Consider the following 16,073-nt stretch of genomic DNA (forward strand, 5'->3'; position numbering starts at 1 on the left):
TGCCGGAGCACCGTAGTTTGCGAGTCCTGGTCAGATCACGATGCGGCCAGTCAGACCGGCTCACGCTGACTGGGCCGACCACCCGGCCTACCGGAACAGGCCGATGCGGCGCAGTTCCCCGTAGGTGCACAAGTGATCCCCAACTGCCGGGTGTCCGAAGTGGTGGGGCCGCAGCGGCCCGGTGTCCCAGCAGTAGAGGGCAGCGGTGGTCTCATCGTCGGCGGGGCGCCCGTAGGCAACAGTGGCGGAATGGGCCACGGCGAGCTGGTCGTCGTTGAAGCAGGCCGGGGTAGCGAAGACAATCGCCGCATAGGCCAGTGCTGCCTGATTCACGGTGGCGCTGTCCTGTTCGACTGCCGTATCGCGGCGCAAGCCAGCCGATTTGATGTCGCCAAGCGCATTCTGGGACGTCTGCCGCTCCAAAGCCTCAAGTTGGGCCGCGTCAACGCGCGTTGGCTGACAGCTCTGTTGATGTTGGACGTAGAGGACGGTGCCGATCGCAGTGGACGGCGTCAGGACAGCGCAGACCTGGACCGCTGCGACGAGTGTGCTCTTCCACCCTTCCAAGGCTTCTTTCGCTGGCATTCCGGAGCGCTCCCGCCGCTGGGCCAGGGCCTTGCCGACCACCTCGACGGCAGCCCCGACCAGCAGCGCAAGCAGGAGCAGCCCCGCGCCGATCCCCACCGTGCTCCACGCGATGCCTGACTCGACGACCCACCAGCCAGCGAGATGCAGTCCCCAGAACACCAGCAGCGCCTTCATTCCGCCCTCGCACACTGACGTCCCGGACTACCGCGTCGGGGGCGAGCGTACCCACCACCCCGCCAGACTGTTGCGGCCACCGTGGGCAGCCCCAACTCGCCCAGGTCAAAGCCGTCGACACAGTCGGTGACCAATACGGCCGCGGACTCGCCCGTTGTCGTGCTCAAGTCGCAAACTGCGGTGCTCCGTCACACTTTCGGTCCGGGGGCGGGTGGAAGAGTACTTCGAGATACCTGCGCAGAAGTGCGCACTACTGTAGAGTTCTGTGCATGGATACCTATCCCATCACCGAGGCTCGCAACAAGCTCGGGGCCCTCTCTCGCCAGGTCAGCGCCGAGCAGAAGCGCGTCGCACTCACCGACCGGGGCCAGGTCATGGCTGTGCTCATCAGCCCGGCCGAGCTAGAAGAACTCGAGTACCACCGGGTCGCCGCGGAGTACCTGGCCAGGAAGCAGCGCGGCGAGACCGGCCCTGGTATCGCGCATGACGAAGCTCGTCGCCAGGTCTTCGGGGACGTCGCGTGAGCTATCGCATTGTCTGGGAGCCCTCGGCCTTGGCCGTTGCGGAGAAGCACGCCGCAGGGGATCGCGAGGGCATCCAGCAGGTCTTCCGGGCCGTCGACCTCCTGGCCGACAACCCCCGCCCGTCCGGCGCCTATACGGTCGGGGCCACCGGTATCTACCGAATCCAGGTCGGCTTCTATCGCGTCCACTACGAGATCGACGACCTGACGGTCACTGTCACCGTCTTCCACCTGGGCCGGGTCTAGGGAGTTCAGGCGGCCACCTGCTGCGCCGCCTCCAGCCGGCGGATGCCGCGCAGCACGATCAGCAGCGGGATCGCCCCGAAGACCCCGAACGACATATCGACAAACCGCCAGTACAGCGGAATCTCCCGCAGCGGCCCGCAGATCAGCGCCAGCGGGATGATCCCGGCGCAGGCGCCCAGTGCCCACTGGATCACCCAGACGTTGCGCACCGGATCCCGCAGCGGCCCCCAGAACGCGCCGGCGATCACCAGGTGCGCGAAGGCCAGCCAGTCGGTGCCGTAGGCGAGGAACGGGTAGCGCTCGTCCGTCTCGGCGACGCCGGTGCGGATCCGCTCGATCCAGTCCAGCAGGGCGGACGGCGTCGGTACGCGCTGCGCGGCGTCGGCCAGCCAGCCGGTCTCGGTCCGCAGCGGGAAGGCCGTCAGCCCGCTCAGCACCAGGCAGACGATGAAGATCCACAGCCAGCGCCGGACCATCCGCAGTGTCGCGGCATCGCTCGTCATCACAGGACCCCCACTCGGTTGTTCACCCCGTCACCGTGGACTCTAGACCCAGAACTGAACACGTTCAAACCACTCCTGCGCGCCCCGGACGAAGCAGGGCGAGCAGGCCCGTTTCGGACCTTGTCGCCCCTGGGCCCTAATCTTGTCCACCGTGACCGTCATCGCTGATCAGCCCGCCGAGCGTGAGCTCAGGCCGCCTGCCGCAGGCGCCCGCCCCGCGCCCGGCCCGGCGGCCGACGAGGGGCTGGCCCGCCGCCTCAAGGCGCTCGCCTGCACCGCCCCACTGCACGACCTCGACAACCGCAAGGTCAACCTGGCCGGCGAGTACGGCGGCTACGCGATGGCCGAGGTCGGCCTGGCCGCGATCGACCTGGTCACGCTGCACATGGACTTCGACACCGGCGCCGACCGCGAGATAGTCCTCGCCCGCCTGCTGCCCCGGGTCGCCGCGCAGAGCCCGCAGCGACCCGGCGCCGAGCACCAGCGGGTCGCCCGCTGGGTGCTGGAGTCGCTGATCAACGTCGGCAGCGTCGACCGCGGCTTCCGCGCGGTCTACGGCACCTTCGGCGCGGACGGCGCGTACGTCCGCCGCGACTACGACTTCAAGCTGATCGAGGAGGTGCCGGGCCCGGACGGCGGCGTCTACCTGCGTACCACCGACGAGGCCGTCAACGTCCTGGTCGGCGCCCTGGACACCGACGTCACCTCGGCCCAGATCGCCGCCGAGGTGAAGCTGGAGGTGCTGATCCGCCGCGGCCGCCTGGCCGACGCCCAGCTCGCCGCCGAGCAGGCCCGCTACCGCACCGTCCAGTACGCCGAGACGCTGCGCCGCGTCCTGGACGCGACCCGGCGCAACGTACGCGCCGTCGACTGGATGCAGGCCGTCCCCGACCTGATCGACGAGGCGCTCGACCACATCGCCGACCGCTACCGGCACGAGAACGCGATCCTCACCAACATCCGCCGCGCCCGCGACGAGGCCGAGGAGCCCTCGCACAAGCGCCAGGCGGCCGAGCTGGTCGACATCGTCAAGGACTGCATCCGCCGGCACACCCAGTTGCAGGCCCGGCTGCTCGAAGCCGGCCCGCTGTTCCGCGCCGAGCAGGACCGCCAGGCCTTCGCCGCCCCCGCCGCCCGCTCCGGCATCGACCTGTACGGGCACCTGCTCGCGCCGGTGCTGCGGCTGCCGATAGAGCAGGCGATCCGGCCCACCGACGCGTTCTTCGCCCACGGCGCCGGCCTGCGCACCCCGACCGCCGTCCGGGTGTCCGACCTGGTGGAGCTGCTGCTCACGCCGCCCGTCGAGCGCGAGCACCTGGGCGCCGAGCTGCCGGACCCGGACCTGGTCGCCACGCCGGACGACAGCCGGTTCTCCGAGGCGCAGCTGGAGGCCGCCCTGGACCTGCTCGACCTCCCGGCGGACGCCCCCCGGCGGCTGTCCGGCCTGCTCGCCGAGGCCCGCCGGCAGGACCCGGAGCTGCCGTACCTGGTCGCGCTGCTCGCCGTGCACGCCGCCAGCCCGCCGGTCGGCACCGCCTACCGCCAGGGCGAGGAGCGCCTGCTCTTCGCGGTGGACGACGGCGCCACGCTCGCCGACCCGGAGTTCGGCGGCGCCGACCTGATCGTCGGCAGCGCCCTGCTGGACGCCGTCGGCATGGCCGCGGACCGCAAGGACGCCCAATGAGCCGGACCCCAGTCACCCGTACCGAGGAGCTCCACCCGTGACGACCCCGCACGACGCGTCCTGGCCCGCCGCCGAGGCCGAGCCCGCCCCGGCGGCGCTCACCCCCGGCGACGTCGCCGACGCCGCCCGGCTGGTCTCCTTCGGCCTGCAGGCCAAGCTGCTGCCCGCCCGCGACGCCGAGTACGCCGAGCTGGTCCGCCGCCACCGCGAGGACCCGGCCTTCGCGCGGCTGGCCGACGCCGTCGCCACCGGCCTGAACCTGGTGGTCCTGGAGGTCTCCCCGCGCGCCGGCATGGCGCTGGCGGCGGCCGAGGAGTCGGTCTTCGCGGTCCGGATGGGCGACTACTCCCGCCGGGCCGCCTCCGAGACCACCGACCGCTTCCTGCACGGCCTGGCCCACCTGGCCGTCGCCGCGATGGCCTTCCCCCGCCCCGAGGACTTGGCCGACGAGGGCTACCTGGGCCGGATCACCGTCAACGGCGTGGACGCCTTCGTCCGGCAGGCCTGCCGCCGTCTGGAGGAGCAGGCCGAGCTGACCGGCGACAACACCGACCCCAGCAGCGACGCCCCCGGCCTGGAGGCGGCCTGGCGGGTCTGGGCCCGGCGCTCCACCACCGGCGCCACCAAGGACGCCCGCCGGCTGTCCGGCTCCACCATCGGCATCACCGGCAAGGCGGTCGCCTTCCTGGTCGACTCCGGCTTCCTGCAGAAGGCCTCCGACGACGCCGGCGGCACCTACCGCACCACCGCCCGCTACCAGCTCCAGGTCCGCGACCTGGCCGGCAGCGCCGCGATGGCCGAGCTGATCGACCTGGGCGTGGTCCCGGTCACCGACGGCAGCGCCACCCTGCTGCCCGCCGACCACAGCGACGAGCTGGTCGCCGACGCCGGCCTGCCCTTCCACTCCCTCTGACCGTCCCCCTCCCGACTCCCACCGACTCCACTGCTGAAGGCGATTCATGTACGAGCTCAACCGGGTCCGCCTCTACTCCATCGGACCGGCCGGCGCCCGCTACGCCGACACGGTGCTGGACCTGCGCGGAGTCGGCGAGCCGGTGGCGAACCCCGCCCCGCAGCAGCCCGGCCTCTTCGGCGAGGAGCCCGAGGGCCCGCAGCGCCGTCCCGCCCCGGCCGGCGTGCTCTTCCTGGAGAACGGCGGCGGCAAGTCCGTCCTGCTCAAGCTGATCTTCTCGGTGATGCTGCCCGGCCACCGCAACACGCTCGGCGGCGCCAGTTCCGGCGTGCTGCGCAAGTTCCTGCTCGCCGACGACTGCGGGCACGTCGCGCTGGAGTGGCAGCACACCCTCACCGGCGAGCTGATCGTGGTCGGCAAGGTCAGCGAGTGGCGGGGACGCCAGGTCTCCTCCGACCCGCGCAAGTTCGCCGAGACCTGGTACTCCTTCCGGCCCGGCCCGGGCCTGACGCTGGACTCCCTGCCGGTCGCCGAGCGGCCCGCGCTCGGCAGCGAGCAGCGCACCCGCGGCCGCCGCCGCACGATGAAGGGCTTCCGCGACTCGCTCACCGAGGCCGGCAAGGCCTACCCGTACCTCGACCTCACCTTCGAGGACATCCACGACCGCTGGAACGAGCACCTGGGCGACCTCGGCCTGGACCCCGAACTCTTCCGCTACCAGCGGGAGATGAACGCCGACGAGGGCGAGGCGGCCGGCCTCTTCGCGGTCAAGCACGACTCCGACTTCACCGACCTGCTGCTGCGCGCGGTCACCGACACCCGCGACACCGACGGCCTGGCCGACCTGGTGCACGGCTTCGCCGCCAAGCTCGGCCGACGCTCCGAACTCACCGCCGAGCGCGACTTCACCGCCGGCTCGCTCGACCTGCTGCAGCGCATCGTGGACGCCACCACCGCCCGCGAGTCCGTCCGCGAGACGCACCGCGGCGCCGAGCGCCGCACCCGCCGGCTCGCCCAGGCGCTGGCCGCCCGGGCCGGCGCCGAGCGCGACCGCGCCCAGGACCTCGCCATCGAGGTGGCCGCCGCCGCGAGCGCGGTGACCGCCGCCGAGGCCGACCGCACCCGGCACTCGCTGATCACCGCCGAACTGACCCACCGGCACGCCACCCTGGGCCTGGCCGCCGCCACCGCCGAGGCGGCCGGCCTGCGCCGCGAGCTGCTGGACGCGCGCACCCTGCACTCCGCCTGGCAGGCCGCCGAGGCGGTGCTGCGCCACCGGGCCGCCACCGACCGCGCGGCCCGGGTCGCCGTCGCCATCCGCGAGGCCGAACTCGACGCCGCCCCCGCGCTGGCCGCCCGCGCCCAGGCCGCCGGCGCCCTCGCGCACGCCCTGGAGACCGCAGCCGGGACGGCCGAGGAGCGCGCCGAGACCGAGGAGGCCCGCGCCGCCGAGATCCAGGAGGACGGCGCCCGCGCGCAGGCCGACTCTCTGGCCGCCGCCACCGCCGCCCAGAAGGCCCGCAGCGAGGCCGACCACCTGCGCCAGCGGTTGGCCGAGGTCGAGCAGGAGACCCAGGCCGCCGTCCAGGCCGGCTGGATCGACGCCACCACCCAGGAGCCGGACCCCGCCCGGGCCGCCCTGCACGCCTCCGACGCTGAGAAGGCCGCCACCGCCGCCCTCGACCAGGCCCGCGCCGCCGCCGAGCAGGCCACCGCCCGTACCCGCGAGGCCGCCGCCGCCGAGGGCCGCGCCGAACTCGCCGCCGCCCGCGCCAGCGACGCCAGGTCGGCCGCCCAGCGCGCGCTCGCCGCCGAGCAGCGCACCGCCGCCCAGCTTGCCGCCGAACCGCGGCTGGCCGAGCTGCTCTCGCTGAGCCCGTACGAGGGCGAGGACGGTCCCGGCGTGCTCACCCCGGTCGTCCTGGACGCCGCCGCCGAGGATCTCGGCGAGCTGCTCGACAGCTCCGTCGCCGCCGCCGAGCGCACCCTGTTCGACCTGCGCACGGCCGCAGCCGACGACTCGCGGATCCTGGCGGCGCTGGGCGACGGCGGCCTGCTGCCGCCCGGCCCCGACGTGCTGGCCACCGTCGAGTACCTCGGCGAGCACGGCGTCCCCGCGCTGCCCGGCTGGCGCTACCTGGCCCAGTCCGTCGACCCCGCCGACCACGAGGCGATCCTGGCCGCCCGCCCCGAGCTGGTGGACGGCGTGGTGGTCACCGACCCCAACTCGCTGGAACGCGCCCGCGAGGCCCTGCAGGCCGCGGCGCTGCTGCCGCGCTCGACCGTCGCGGTCGGCACCGCCGCCTCGCTGATCGCCCCGATCACCGACGAGCCCGCCTTCTTCCTGGTGCCGCCGAACCCGGCCATGCACGACGAGAGCGCCGCCGACGAGGAGCGCCGCGGGCTGCGCAGCCGCGCCACCGCTCGCGAGGAGCACATCCGCGAGCTGGCCGCCCGGCTCGGCGGCGACCGTGCGCTGGCCTCCCGACTCGCCTCCTGGCAGGCCCACTGCCCGCCCGGCACGCTGGCCGAACTCGCCGAGGCCGCCGCCGATGCCGCCGAGCAGGCCGAGACCGCCACCGCCCAACTGGCCGCCGCCCGCGCCGAGCACACCGAGGCCGAGGCCGACCGGGCCGCCGTCGCCGCCGTCCACGAGGACCGCCGGGAGGCCGCCCAGCGCACCCGCCGCCGCGCCGACGCGCTGGCCGGGCTCGCCTTCCGGCTGCGCGAGCGGGCCGGCTGGACCCGCAGCTTGCGCGAACTCGCCGAGGACGCCGCCGAGTGCGAGCGCCGCCAGGCCGGCTGCGCCGAGCGGGCCCGAGCCTGCGACGAGGACCGCCGGGCCGCCCAGCGCGCCGCCGACGACGCCCGCCGCACCGCCCGCACGCTGCGCGCCGAGCGCGCCGAACTGTCCGGCACGGTCGCGGTGGCGGACGAGTTGCCGACCGCCTCGCTACCCGCGCTGCGCGAGGCCTACCGGGCCGCCGCCCAGCTCTACGAGAAGGTCGGCGTCGGCGCCGACCTGCGCGCCGAACAGGCCCGTGCGGAGAGCGACGAGACGGCCGCGCAGGCCGAACTCGACCGTCTCACCAACAAGGTCCGCACCCGCGCCGAGGAGCTGCTCTCCAGCCCCGACGGCGCCGACGGCCCGGCCCGGCAGGCCGCCGCCGCCCGCGCCGAGGAGCTGGTCGCCACCATCGAGGCCCGCGCCGCCACCGCCAGCGAGCAGCTCGGCCGACTGCGCGCCGAGGTCGAGCGCTCGGCCCCCGCCAGCGGCGAGGCGCACACCGAGCTGCCCGAGGAGCTGGTCCCCGCCGACCCCGAGCACGCCCAGCAGCTGCTGCGCGGCGCCACCAGCCGGCTCGCCGAGCGGCGCGAACTGCTGGAGAGCGCCCGGATCGAGCACGCCGAGCTGCTGCGCACCGAGCAGTCCGCGCAGTCCTCCGCCGCCGACTTCGACGAGGCGGCCGCCCAGCTGCGCGACGGCCTGCGCGACCACACCCCCGAGGAGCCCGAGCAGCGCGCCGAGCCGTACCTGGACAGCCTCGCCGAGGCCCGCTCGGTCGCCACCGAGACCCGCCGCACCCTGCGCGCCGCCGCCGCCGAACTGACCGCCGCCGAACTCGCCGTCCGGGACGCCTCGGACGGCCTGGTCCGGCACGCCAACGCGGCCCGCTACGAAGCCGTCCGCACCCCCGCCCGCCAGCAGATCCGCGAGCTGCCCGCCGCCGCCCTGCCCGACCACGCCGCCGCCTGGGCCGACGCCTTCGCGCCGCGCCTGCGGGTGCTCTCCGACGAGCTCGAACAGCTGGAACGCAACCGCGGCTCCATCGTCGACCGCCTGCGCGGCCTGGTGGAGAGCGCGCTCGGCACCCTGCGCGCCGCCCAGCGGCTCTCCCGGCTGCCCGAGGGCCTGGGGGAGTGGTCCGGTCAGGAGTTCCTGCGGATCCGCTTCGAGGACCCCGACCAGACCCTGCTGGTGGAACGCCTGGGCGCGGTGATCGACGAGGCGACCAGCGCCGCCGTCCGCAAGAACAGCGACCTGCGCCGTGACGGCATGTCCCTGCTGCTGCGCGGCGTCGCCGCCGCGATCGGCCCCAAGGGCGTCAGCGTCGAGATCCTCAAGCCCGACGCGGTGCTGCGCGCCGAGCGGGTGAGCGTCGGCCAGATGTCGGACGTCTTCTCCGGCGGCCAGCTGCTCACCGCGGCCATCGCGCTCTACTGCACGATGGCCGCGTTGCGCGCCAACGACCGCGGGCAGTCCCAACTGCGGCACGCCGGAACGCTCTTCCTCGACAACCCGATCGGACGCGCCAACGCCACCTACCTGTTGGAGCTCCAGCGCGCGGTGGCCGACGCACTCGGCGTCCAACTCATTTACACCACCGGTCTGTTCGACACCACCGCGCTCGCGGAGTTCCCGCTCGTGATCCGCCTGCGCAACGACGCCGACCTGCGCGCCGGCCTCAAGTACATCTCCGTCGAGGAACACCTGCGCCCCGGCCTGCCCGCCCCCCAGGACCCCGACGGCCCGGCCATCCACGGCGAGATCACCGCCACCCGCATGTTCAAGCGTCCTTCGGAGGTCCCGGCGACCTGACGGTGCATCATGAGCCCATGACCACCGTGGAGTACATCCGCTACCGGATCCCCGAGCCCGACCGCGACGCGTTCACGGCGGCCTACCGCCAGGCCGCCGTGCCGCTCGCCGCCTCGCCGTACTGCGTGGACTACGAGCTCACCGAGAGCGTCGACGAACCGGGCGCCTACATCCTGCGGATCCGCTGGACGTCCGTCCAGGGCCACCTGGAGGGCTTCCGGCGCTCGGTCGAGTTCGCCGCGTTCTTCGCCGCGATCCAGCCCTACGTCGGCGCGATCGAGGAGATGCGGCACTACGCCGACACCGGCGTGAGCGGCCGCGGCCCGCAGACCGAGCCGCCGAGCCTCTACGAGTACCTCGGCGGCGCACCGGCCCTGGAGCGGCTCACCCGCACCTTCTACGCCCACGTCGCCGAGGACGAGATCCTCGCCCCGGTCTTCGCCGGCATGCACGGCGAACACCCGCAGCACGTCGCCCTCTTCCTCGGCGAGGTCTTCGGCGGCCCGCCCGCCTACTCCGCCGAACGCGGCGGCCACCCGCACATGGTCTCCCGCCACTTCGGCCGCGCCATCACCGAACAGCAGCGCCGCCGCTGGATCGCCCTCCTCCAGGACACCGCCGACGAGGTGGGCCTCCCCGACGACCCCGAGTTCCGCGCCGCCTTCACCGGCTACCTGGAGTGGGGCACCCGGATGGCCAAGATGTTCTCCGCCCCCAACGCCCCCCGCGTCCTCCAGACCCCCATGCCCAAGTGGGGCTGGGGCCTCACCCCGCCCTACCGCCCCGAGCCCTGAGTCCCGACACAGCCAAGAAGCTCGCCTGCCTGCCGAAGGGGTGGATCAAGTGACCGACACGCCGACCACGTACACCGTTGTCGCAAAGCGTTGGCGGCACGGCTGGGAGCTGCACATCGACGGCATCGGTGTCACCCAGTCCCGCAGCCTGCTGGATGCCGAGCCCATGGCGCGTGAGTACATCTCGCTCGAACTGGACGTCTCCGAAGACTCCTTCGGCCTCGTCGTCACTCCCGAGATCGGAGCCGGCGTCGACGGCGAACTCCTCGACCTGCGCCAGGCCGACCGTGAGGCCGAAGCGGCGCAGAAGCGCGCCAGCGCCAAGCGGCGCACCATCGCCGCCCAGCTGAAGGAACTCGGCCTGTCCGGACGCGAGATCGCCGCCGTCCTCGGCATCACCCCCCAGCGCGTCTCGCAGCTGCTCGGACAGCTGGCCGACGCCGCGAAGTCCGCCGGCCGCTCCGCCTCGGGTCGGACTCGGGCCTGAGCAGCGCCGAGCGGACCTTCAGGCTCCCGGACTAGGCCGGCCTGCTCTCCTGGCCGAACCGCAGCCAGCCCGCCCTGGCGCCCGGCAGCGGGGGCAGCTCCGGGCGGTAGAGCCAGGCGTCGAAGAGCTCCGCCAGTGGGCGTGCGGTGTAGCGCTGCGCGTGGGTGGTGAAGTCGGCGGTGGTGACCACGCCGCCGCGTCGGCCGGTCGCCCAGTCGCGCAGCATCCGGTGGAAGGCGTCGTCGCCGAGCGCGGTGCGCAGGGCGTGCACGGTGAGGCCGCCGCGTTCGTACAGGCGGTCGTCGAACATCAGCTTGCGACCGGGATCGGCCAGCTTGAGGTCCTGCGGGAGGCCGGCCAGCAGGCGGTGCGCGTCGGCGGCGTGGGCCTGGGCGCTGCGCCCGCCCGAGCGCTCGGCCCAGAGCCACTCCGAGTACTTCGCCAGGCCCTCGTTGAGCCAGATGTGCCGCCAGTCGGCGACCGTGACGCTGTTGCCGAACCACTGGTGGGCCAGCTCGTGGGCGACCAGCCGCTCGGAGCCGCGCGCGCCGTCCAGGTGGTTGGTGCCGAATGCGGCCATCGCCTGCGCCTCGACCGGGACGTCCAGTTCCTCGTCGGCTATCACCACCGCGTAGCCGTCGAACGGGTACGGGCCGAACAGCTCCTCGAAGAGGCGCATCATCTGCGGCTGGCGGCCGAAGTCGGTGGCGAAGTGCGGAACCATGCCGGTGGGCACGTAGCCGGTCTGCGGCACCGCCCCGGGGTCGGCGTCGACCAGCAGGACCTTCTCGTACGCGCCGATCGCCACGCCCACCAGGTAGCTGGAGGTGGGCGCCGACTGCTCGTAGACCCAGGTGGTGCTGCTGGCCCGGGTGGTCCGGGTGAGCAGCCGCCCGCCGGTCACCACCGTGTAGGGCGACGGTGTGGTGATCGAGAGCTGGTACGAGGCCTTGTCGGCCGGGCGGTCGTTGCACGGGTACCAGGACGGCGCGCCGACCGGCTGGCTGGCCACCAGGGCGCCGTCCGTCAGCTCCTCCCAGCCGAGGCCGCCCCACTGGCTGCGCACCGGCTTCGGGTTGCCGCTGTAGTGCACCTCGACGGTGAACGCCGCGTCCGCCGCCACCGGCCGGGCCGGCCGGATCCGCAGCTTGCCGGCGCGGTGCGTGTAGTGGCCGGCCTTGCCGTCCACCAGGACCCGGCCGATCCGGAAGTCGGCCAGGTCGAGGGCGAACTCGCGCAGCGCCTCGGGGCCGGCCAGTGCGCTGAGCCGGGCGGTGCCGCCGAGCCGGTTGGGGCCGGGACGGTAGTCGAGGGTCAGCTCGTAGCGGTGCACGCGGTAGCGCGGGTCCCCGCTGGCCGGGAAGTAGGGATCGACCTGCTTGGGGGAGCTCAACGCTTGGTCCACTTCCTGTGCCGTACCGACTGCCGTACCGATCATCTGGCTACGCCTGCCAGGCTTCGATCGGGTTGCCCAGCCACCGGGTGTCGGCCGGGACGGACTCCGCGCGCATCACCAGCGAGGCCGGCCCGAGCGTGCTGCGGGCCCCGACGGTGCTGCCGGGCAGCACGATTCCACCCGGGCCCAGGGTGGCGCCCTCGCGGAGGATCACAGTATCCATGCGCATGATCCGGTCGTGGAAGAGGTGGGTCTGCAGAACGCAGCCGCGGTTGACGGTGACGCCGTCCTCCAGGGTGACCAGGTCGGCTTCGGGCAGCCAGTAGCTCTCGCACCACACGCCGCGCCCGATCCGGGCGCCCAGCGCGCGCAGCCAGAGGGTGAGCAGCGGGGTGCCGGGCACCGCGCCGACCAGCCAGGGCACCGCCAGCACCTCGACGAAGGTGTCGGCGAGCTCGTTGCGCCAGACGAAGCCGCTCCACAGCGGGTGCTCGACGGCCCGGAACCGGCCGACCAGCAGCCACTTGGCGGCGACCGAGACCAGGCAGGCGGCCAGGCCGACGACCAGCAGGACCAGGCTGGAGAGCAGCGCAGCGAGCGGCACCGAGTCGGCGGAAGCCAGCGCGCAGAGCGCGCCGAGGGTCAGCACGGCGAGCGCGGCTGAGCAGAACACCGGCAGCAGGCGGCAGACCTCGACCAGTCCGCGGGCCCAGAGCAGCCGGGCCGGCGGGTCGTAGGTGAGGCTCTGGTCGCCGCCGGCGGCGGCGCGCGGCAGCTTCATGGGGGGCATTCCGAGGTAGGAGCTGCCCTTCTTGGCCTTCTTCGGGGTGGCCGAGAGCACGCCGACCAGGCCCCGGTCGGGGACCGAGCGGCCGGGCGCGGTCATCCCGGAGTTGCCGAGGAAGGCCCGGCGGCCGATCTCGGCCCGGCCGATCCGCAGCCAGCCGCCGCCCAGCTCGTAGGGGGCGATCAGGGTGTCGTCGGCCAGGAAGGCGCCCTCGCCGACGGTGGTCAGGCTGGGCAGCGCGAGGACGGTGGAGACCTCGGCGCCAGCGCCGATCTTCATGCCGAGCAGGCGCAGCCAGATCGGCGTGATCAGTCCGGCGTAGAGCGGGAAGAGCACCTCGCGGGAGAGGTCCATCAGCTGGCTGACCGTCCAGGCCTGCCAGCCGATCCGACCGAAGAGCGGGTGGTAGCCGGTGCGCAGGCCCAGGCTGAGCAGCCGAACGGCCGCCAGCACGAGCAGCGCGTACGTGAATCCGTAAGCGAGAGCAGCAGGCGCAACCGAGAGCAGTGCTCCGCGCAGCGCACTGCCCAGGTCGTCGCCGGGCCGCACGAAGCAGCTGGCCACCAGCAGGGCGGGCAGCGCGGACACCACCGGCAGCAGCGACAGGCCCAGGCCCGTCGCGCCGTAGACCGCCGCCCAGCGCGCCGGACGGGCCGGGCGGCGCTTGGGCCACCCGCGTTCGGCCTTGCCGAGCTTCTTGGCGGGCGCGCCGGCCCAGCGCTGACCGGTCGGCACCAGCCCGGTGACGCCCGAACCGGGCGCGACCTCGGCGCCCTTGCCCACCCGTGCGCCGGGGAAGAGCGTGCTGCGGGTGCCGACCACGGCGCCCGGGCCGACCTTGACCGTGCCGATCTCCAGCCGGTCGCCGTCCAGCCAGTAGCCGGACAGGTCCACCTCGGCCTCCACCGCGCAGCCCCGGCCGAGCTTCAGCAGCCCGGTCACCGGCGGCAGCGCGTGCAGGTCGACCTCGGGGCCGATCTTGGCGCCCAGCGCCCGTCCGTAGCGGATCAGCCAGGCGCCGGACAGCGAGGTCGCCCCGCTCGCCTCGACCAGTCGCTCGGCGGCCCACAGCCGCAGGTGCACGCTCCCGCCGCGCGGGTGGCTGCCGGGCTTCAGTCCGCGCAGCAGCAGCCGCGCGCCGCCCGCGCCGATCGCGAGGCGTCCCGGCGGGGTGAACAGCAGCACCGCGCCGGCGCCCACCGCCCACCAGGAGGCGGTCGGCGCCCACGGGTACGAGCCGAACCAGGCCAGCGCGTTGCCCAGCGCCAGCAGCCCGACCGTCCAGCGCAGCCCGACCAGAGTGAACAGCGGCAGCAGCAGGAGCAGCTGCGTGACCTTGGCCCGGGTCGGCGTCTGCGCGATCGTCCGGGACGAGCCGTCGCCCTGGTCGGAGCGGGTCAGCAGCTTGGCCAGCTTGCGCAGGACGGGCTGGTTGTAGATGTCCAGCACGGCGGCGGCGGGGTAGCGGGTGCGCAGCAGCGTGGTCAGCCGGGCGGCGGCCAGGCTGCCGCCGCCGATCGCGAAGAAGTCGGCGTCCGCGCTGGTGACCGGCACGCCGAGGATCTCGCTCCACTGCTCGGCCAGCCAGGCCTCGGTGCCGTAGAGCTGCTCGGCGGGCCCGCTGGTCTGCAGGCCGGGCAGCGGCCAGGGCAGCGCGTCGCGGTCGACCTTGCCGGACGTCCGGGTCGGCAGCTCCTCGACGGGCGCGAGCAGCGGCACCAGGGCGGCGGGCAGTTCGGCGCGCAGCCGCTCCACGGCGGCGGCCTGGTCCCAGCCGTCCTGGGTGACCAGGTAGCCGACCAGTAGCTGGTTGCCGCCGCGGGCGGTGCGCACGGCGGCGGCCGCACCGGCGACGCCGGGCAGCGCTTGGAGCGCCGCGTCCACCTCGCCCAGCTCGATCCGCCGGCCGCCGAGCTTGATCTGCTCGTCGCCGCGCCCCAGGAAGACCAGGCCCGCCGGCTCGGCGCGGACCAGGTCGCCGCTGCGGTAGGCGCGCTCCCAGCCGAGCGAGTCCAGCGGGGCGTACTTCTCGGCGTCCTTGGCCGGGTCCAGGTAGCGGGCCAGCCCGACGCCGCCGATCACCAGCTGACCGCTGTCGCCCATCGCCACCGGCCGTCCGGCCTCGTCGACGACGGCCAGCTCCCAGCCGTCCAGCGGCAGGCCGATCCGCACCGGGCCCTCGCCGGTGAGCAGCGCACCGCAGGCGACCACGGTCGCCTCGGTCGGGCCGTAGGTGTTCCAGACCTCGCGGCCCTCGGTGACCAGCCGCTCGACCAGCTCGGGCGGGCAGGCCTCGCCGCCGAAGATCAGCAGCCGGACGTCGCCCAGCGTCTCGGCGGGCCAGAGCGCGGCCAGCGTGGGGACCGTGGAGACCACGGTGATCTCCTGCTCGGCCAGCCACGGGCCGAGGTCGGCGCCGCTGCGCACCTGCGAGCGGGGGACGGGCACCAGGCAGGCGCCGTAGCGCCAGGCCAGCCACATCTCCTCGCAGGAGGCGTCGAAGGCGACCGAGAGCCCGGCCATCACCCGGTCGCCCGGGCCGATCGGCTCCTCCTGGAGGAACATCGCGGCCTCGGCGTCCACGAAGGCGGCGGCGTTGCGGTGGCTGACGGCGACGCCCTTGGGCTTGCCGGTCGAGCCGGAGGTGAAGATGATCCAGGCGTCCTGCTCCGGCCCGGGGCGGGCGGCGGCCGCGCTACCGGGACGGACGGTGGCGATCGCGCGCCCGGCGCCGAGCACGGCGCTCACCTCGGCCTCGCCGAAGACCAGCTCGGCGCGCTCGTCGGGGTCCTCGGCGTCCACCGGGACGTAGGCGGCGCCGGCGGCCAGCACGGCCAGGATCGAGACGTAGAGGTCGTTGGTGCCGGACGGGACGCGGATGCCGACCCGGTCGCCCAGGCCGATGCCGGCGCCGGCCAGTCGGCGGCGCAGCGCCTCCACCTCGGCGGCCAGCGCCCGGTAGCTGAGCACGGTGCTGCCGTCGTCCAGGGCGGGCTCGTTCGGGTGCTCGCGGACGGTGGCGTCCAGGACGTCCACCAGGGTGCGCGGCGCGGGCGCCGGGCGCCCGCCGAACAGAGCGGGCACGCCGGGTGCGCCGCTCGGTTCCTCCCGGTCACCCGGTGTAGCGATCTGGGTCATGACAGCCATACGGTCCTCGTCCCTCGGTCCCCCCACCACAGCCGGCGTGGACGTTCGATACTACGTCGGGTTATCGCTTGCTGCGAGGCCGCACCTGCCGCCAACTGGGGCTTTCCCAGCCAAAACTGACTGATCATCAGATCGTAGAGGCTGGGCCCTGAAAGGACTCTGACGGACCGTCAGATAAATTGACGATCCGTCAGATCAGAAATTCACGATGTGACTCAGCTAACACCGAAT

Annotated in this window: 11 protein-coding genes; 7 read left to right on the forward strand and 4 right to left on the reverse strand. The window is 73.9% G+C overall.

The features are described 5' to 3' along the window. Positions 1–87: 87 nt before the first annotated feature. Positions 88–762, reverse strand: a complete 675-nt coding sequence (locus P3T37_RS29325; protein ID WP_280726939.1) for a hypothetical protein — start codon at positions 760–762, stop codon at positions 88–90. Positions 763–1,031: 269 nt separating this feature from the next. Here P3T37_RS29325 and P3T37_RS29330 point away from each other — a divergent pair, with 269 nt between their 5' ends. Both P3T37_RS29330 and P3T37_RS29335 read left to right on the forward strand, forming a co-directional pair. Continuing rightward, on the forward strand, positions 1,032–1,286 hold the full coding sequence (locus P3T37_RS29330) for a type II toxin-antitoxin system Phd/YefM family antitoxin (RefSeq protein ID WP_280726940.1): 255 nt from the start codon (positions 1,032–1,034) through the stop codon (positions 1,284–1,286). Continuing rightward, positions 1,283–1,531, forward strand: coding sequence for a type II toxin-antitoxin system RelE/ParE family toxin (locus P3T37_RS29335; protein ID WP_280726941.1), 249 nt, complete (start codon positions 1,283–1,285; stop codon positions 1,529–1,531). Before P3T37_RS29330 ends, P3T37_RS29335 begins: the two co-directional genes overlap by 4 nt. A gap of 5 nt (positions 1,532–1,536) precedes the next feature. Here P3T37_RS29335 and P3T37_RS29340 read toward each other — a convergent pair whose 3' ends face one another. Beyond that, positions 1,537–2,034, reverse strand: coding sequence for a hypothetical protein (locus tag P3T37_RS29340; protein WP_280726942.1), 498 nt, complete (start codon positions 2,032–2,034; stop codon positions 1,537–1,539). 160 nt (positions 2,035–2,194) lie between these two features. Between P3T37_RS29340 and P3T37_RS29345 the strand changes: the two genes are divergently transcribed. From P3T37_RS29345 to P3T37_RS29365, 5 genes are read left to right on the forward strand one after another with little or no spacing between them, the layout of a single operon-like run. After that, the gene (locus tag P3T37_RS29345) at positions 2,195–3,718 is read left to right on the forward strand and encodes a hypothetical protein (protein WP_280726974.1); all 1,524 of its coding nucleotides are present in this window, start codon (positions 2,195–2,197) and stop codon (positions 3,716–3,718) included. A 37-nt stretch (positions 3,719–3,755) separates the two neighbouring features. Further along, positions 3,756–4,631, forward strand: a complete 876-nt coding sequence (locus P3T37_RS29350; RefSeq protein WP_280726943.1) for a hypothetical protein — start codon at positions 3,756–3,758, stop codon at positions 4,629–4,631. Between the two features lie 46 nt (positions 4,632–4,677). Beyond that, positions 4,678–9,231, forward strand: a complete 4,554-nt coding sequence (locus P3T37_RS29355) for a hypothetical protein (RefSeq protein WP_280726944.1) — start codon at positions 4,678–4,680, stop codon at positions 9,229–9,231. A 17-nt stretch (positions 9,232–9,248) separates the two neighbouring features. Beyond that, on the forward strand, positions 9,249–10,025 hold the full coding sequence (locus tag P3T37_RS29360) for an antibiotic biosynthesis monooxygenase (RefSeq protein WP_280726945.1): 777 nt from the start codon (positions 9,249–9,251) through the stop codon (positions 10,023–10,025). 49 nt (positions 10,026–10,074) lie between these two features. Then, a complete protein-coding gene (locus tag P3T37_RS29365; protein ID WP_280726946.1) occupies positions 10,075–10,512 on the forward strand; it encodes a hypothetical protein in 438 nt (145 codons plus the stop codon). A gap of 31 nt (positions 10,513–10,543) precedes the next feature. On the opposite strand, the gene P3T37_RS29370 is transcribed toward P3T37_RS29365, so the two are convergent. Continuing rightward, positions 10,544–11,905 (reverse strand): M1 family metallopeptidase, encoded by a 1,362-nt coding sequence (locus P3T37_RS29370; protein WP_280726947.1) that lies wholly within the window; start codon positions 11,903–11,905, stop codon positions 10,544–10,546. A 49-nt stretch (positions 11,906–11,954) separates the two neighbouring features. Then, the gene (locus P3T37_RS29375) at positions 11,955–15,833 is read right to left on the reverse strand and encodes a Pls/PosA family non-ribosomal peptide synthetase (protein WP_280726948.1); all 3,879 of its coding nucleotides are present in this window, start codon (positions 15,831–15,833) and stop codon (positions 11,955–11,957) included. Between the last annotated feature and the right edge of the window lie 240 nt (positions 15,834–16,073).

It is taken from the genome of Kitasatospora sp. MAA4 (assembly GCF_029893355.1).
Classification (GTDB): domain Bacteria; phylum Actinomycetota; class Actinomycetes; order Streptomycetales; family Streptomycetaceae; genus Kitasatospora.